The 3686-nt window shown below is 44.8% G+C and carries 3 protein-coding genes; 1 reads left to right on the top strand and 2 read right to left on the bottom strand.

All coding sequences use genetic code 11. The features are described 5' to 3' along the window. Together ACM0OZ_RS48180 and ACM0OZ_RS48175 are read right to left on the bottom strand one after the other, a co-directional pair. Positions 1-668 (bottom strand): reverse transcriptase N-terminal domain-containing protein (locus ACM0OZ_RS48180; protein WP_414590046.1); only part of this gene is annotated, 668 nt, incomplete at its 3' end. A 612-nt stretch (positions 669-1280) separates the two neighbouring features. Next, entirely contained in the window at positions 1281-2207 is a 927-nt protein-coding gene (locus tag ACM0OZ_RS48175) for a tyrosine-type recombinase/integrase (protein WP_414590045.1), read from the bottom strand. A 205-nt stretch (positions 2208-2412) separates the two neighbouring features. Between ACM0OZ_RS48175 and ACM0OZ_RS48170 the strand changes: the two genes are divergently transcribed. Next, positions 2413-3672, top strand: a complete 1260-nt coding sequence (locus ACM0OZ_RS48170; RefSeq protein WP_414590047.1) for a DUF4158 domain-containing protein — start codon at positions 2413-2415, stop codon at positions 3670-3672. Positions 3673-3686: the final 14 nt, after the last annotated feature.

Raw genomic sequence — 3686 nt, 5'->3', positions numbered from 1 at the left:
ACCCCTGCTTTTAGGCATTTCCATATTCCCAATTTTACACTCTGGGGTGCTATTAATTGAGACATGAGGTGGTTGTGGTTTATCCTGTCAAAACATTTTTCAATGTCCATTTCCAGAATTATTTTGTCCTTTCCGTTCGATTGTGACCTCAAATTATCGAATAGATATTTCTGAGCATCATGAGTCGAGCGACCGGGACGAAACCCATAGGAGCGTTCATGGAAAATTGCTTCGTGTGCAGGTTCAATGGTGTATTTGATAATACATTGCCATGCTCTATCCGCCATAGTGGGAACCTTAAGTATTCTTTTGGTTCCGTCCTTTTTAGGAATAGGTATTTCTCTTAGTTTACTGTGAGTCCAGGTTTTAACCTGTTCTTTTAGTAGCCTATCGAGTTCAAGCCGTTCCTTGTAGGTTAGAGATGCTTTACCATCTACCCCAGCCGTTTTCTTGCCTTGATTTAGCTGAGTTACTTGACGAATTGCTAGTAACCTTGCGCTTCGGGATTTCAGTATCAGCTTTTGAAGACTGTTGACTCGTTTCCTATCGCCAACTCGAACAGCTTTCCACAGACGACATTGGAGGCGAAAGAGATTTTTGCGGAATTTCTTCCACGGTAGACTCTTCCAAAGTTCACTATCACTATTACTAGTAATGTGTCTAACCATACTCACCTTTGTAATATGTGTTCTGATTGCCTCAAAGCAATTACGCTTCGTCTTACCCGATGGCTGGAGTTCCGCGTCTCGTCTCGCCTACAGGGGTTTCGACCTATCCCCTGACCTGACCATCGTTTTTATTCGTTCCGACACAAGAGATTGTTATGATGTTTTAGGACAGACCAGTTCGCCCATACCCTTCTCGGAGATTGCATCTAGCTCGGCTGACTGATGCGAGAGTTGCGGGTATGAAGTCGGCATCTTTTTATTCAGGTTGCCGCTTCGTATTAAGACGTTTTTCTAGGTCTAGTTTATCCATGACATCTCCCCATTAGCGCCAGTGTGGCTACCTGCTTCGGTTTTCCTCTGATTGCGCCCTGCCTCCAGCTTCACTCTGTAGGATTCCGAGCCTACTCGGTGTAGACAGATAGGGAGTCAACTGTCTCTTCAGTGGTGGGACTTTCACCCACATCTCTGGGTCAGTTATAAACATTTTGGAGGTATTACCTCCGCGTGTTCACACAAGGTTATGTATTTTTCTTGTAACTAATCGCACAGCCGAGATACGTGTAAAAAAGTGCCACTTCGCCGGAAACGCTTACTAAATATAGCTTTCGTATCTCACTCCCAAGCAATTTTCTCTACTTCTTTCTGAAGGTCGCTCTGAGTCCCACGAATATAAATCATCGTGGTGTCAAGAGAATCATGTCCCATGATCTGAGCAAGTCGGTGTAGCGGCACTACTTGAGCCATCCGATATCCAAACCGATGACGCAAATCATGTGGACTAACATCAGTGAGTGAAGCTATATAAGCATACTTTTTAACTAAATAACCCAAGCCTCGTTCAGTCAGCGCCTTGCCCGTTTTCTCTGAAACAAACAGATAATTGGCATCAAGTGTCCGAGTTTTGATATACTCTGTCAGTACCGCTCTAGCTGTCGCATTCAACGGCACTTCTCGGTATTTGTTGCGTTTGCCATATACCTGTAGGATGCCACTACGTTTTCCCAAATAAACCTGTTCCGTATGAAGTGTGCAAACTTCTTGGGTACGCAATCCAGTATGAAGCATTAACACAATTATTGTTCGGTCTCTTAGGTTCCCAGAATTCGTAACAGCCGCGACTAAGGCAGATTCTTCTGCATTACTTAGATGACGTGGTGGAGAATCAACTCTTGGGATTAACTTCACAGCAGCAGCAGGGTTATAGTCAATTAATCCTATCTCGGTCACCCAAGAAAAATAGCACTTCAATGTTACCAAGTACCTATTCACTGAAGCTGGCTTTAGCTTCAACGAATTCTGTAAGTAAGAACGATAGCAAGTAATCGCAGGTGTAGTAATTGTACTCAGCGCAAAGGATTTTTGAATTTCCTGTCCTTGTGAATCCGTTTCCTCACACCAAGCCATAAACTGGCGAAGGTCTGAAAGGTAGTTACGGATAGTGATCGGACTGACATCAGCCAAGTCGCGCAGGTATGATTCGTATTGTGCTAAAGTTTCCTGCCCGATTTTTGATATGAGTGGGATGCTACCTCGCTTCATGGCGTGTCACTAACCCTGAACTTTTAGTTGAGATGCCTGATCTTTAGTGTAAAGACATTAGCAGATATAAGTTAGAAGGGATATCAGGAGCATTAGCAGACATTTTGACCCCGTTTTGAGCGCCACAATATCTGCTAATATCACTTAGCAGACATTTTGGCATCCTGACCAAGCGTCTGTTTGGGAGGACACCAAATTACAGAAGATTGAACGTACCGCTTACCCTCAATTCAACCAGTACCCTACTGCAAAAGAATTAGCAGAACTTTACACTCCGACAAAAGAGGAAATTCAGTTTGTCAATGCTAAGGCTCACGGTAATAACGGACGGCTAAGTTTACTGGTAATGCTGAAAGCCTTCCAACGACTCGGTTACTTTCCCCATCCAGATTTTGTTCCACTCCCAATTATCAACCACCTCCGCTCCATTCTAAAACTGAGTGCTAAGGTGTCAGCGATTCCCTCTCTACGTTCCCGTCGTCGCTACACTGAAGCAATTCGAGCCTACTTGGGCGTTAAGCCCTATGACAATGTAGCCCAAGAACGTGCAGCAAAAGCTATTGCGGTTGCCGCATCCGTCAAGGATCATCCTGCGGACTTGATAAATGTAGCCATTGAGGAGTTGGTTAAGGAGCGTTATGAGTTGCCAGCTTTTAGCACCATTGACCGACTGGCTGGCAATGTCCGCTCCATCACCAACACTCGTTTGTTTCAGAGGGTATGTGCTGGAACAACCAAGACCGAACAAGCTTACCTAGATCAACTGATATTGCCGGGGTCACAGCAGTCAATAGCCACACTGAATTTGTTGAAATCTCCACCCAAAAGCGCCACACTTTCACATATGCAGGAACTCCTGGTTAAATTTAACCAGTTGATGTCCTTTGGAGATGCCAAGCGATTATTATCAGGTATTGCCAGCAGTAAGGTGAAGTTCTTTGCAGCACTTGCAAAAGCATTGGATATTTCAGAGTTTCAAGATATCAAGCTCCCCAAACGCCGCACCTTACTGCTGTGCCTGCTGTACCAGGCCCAAGTTAAAACACGAGATCATCTAGTGGAGATGTTTCTCAAACGTCTGCAAACTATCCACAACAACGCCAAAGCCAAGCTGGTTGAGTTGCGCGAGTTGCATCTGGCTCAGACTGAAGCTTTACTTAGGGTTCTGGCACAAATACTATCCGTTTCCAATGAAAACATTGACGACGCAGCTTTAGGACAACAAGTACAGTCCGTCTTCACTTGTCATGGAGGTCCACAACTGTTGTTAGAGCAGTGTGAGGAGATTGCAGCTTACAACAGCGACAACCACTTACCTCTGTTATGGCAGTTTTATTCTCGCTACCGCAAGCTCTTGTTTGGACTAGTGCGGTCACTGGATATCCGTTCTACGACCCAAGACCAATCGCTTATGTCAGCCCTAACTGTAGGAGCCAGCAATAAGAAACGCTTCGACCAGCAATAAGGATCATTCTGAGC

Origin of the sequence: Scytonema sp. PCC 10023, assembly GCF_963920835.1 — a bacterium.
Taxonomy (GTDB): domain Bacteria; phylum Cyanobacteriota; class Cyanobacteriia; order Cyanobacteriales; family Nostocaceae; genus Kalymmatonema.
Note: the sequence above shows the minus strand (reverse complement) of the source record. Positions and strands in the feature narration are given on the sequence as shown.

Excerpts from the sequence above, each read along its gene's own strand:
- ACM0OZ_RS48175 (WP_414590045.1), bottom strand. The coding sequence starts at position 2,207 with ATGAAGCGAGGTAGCATCCCACTCATATCAAAAATCGGGCAGGAAACT.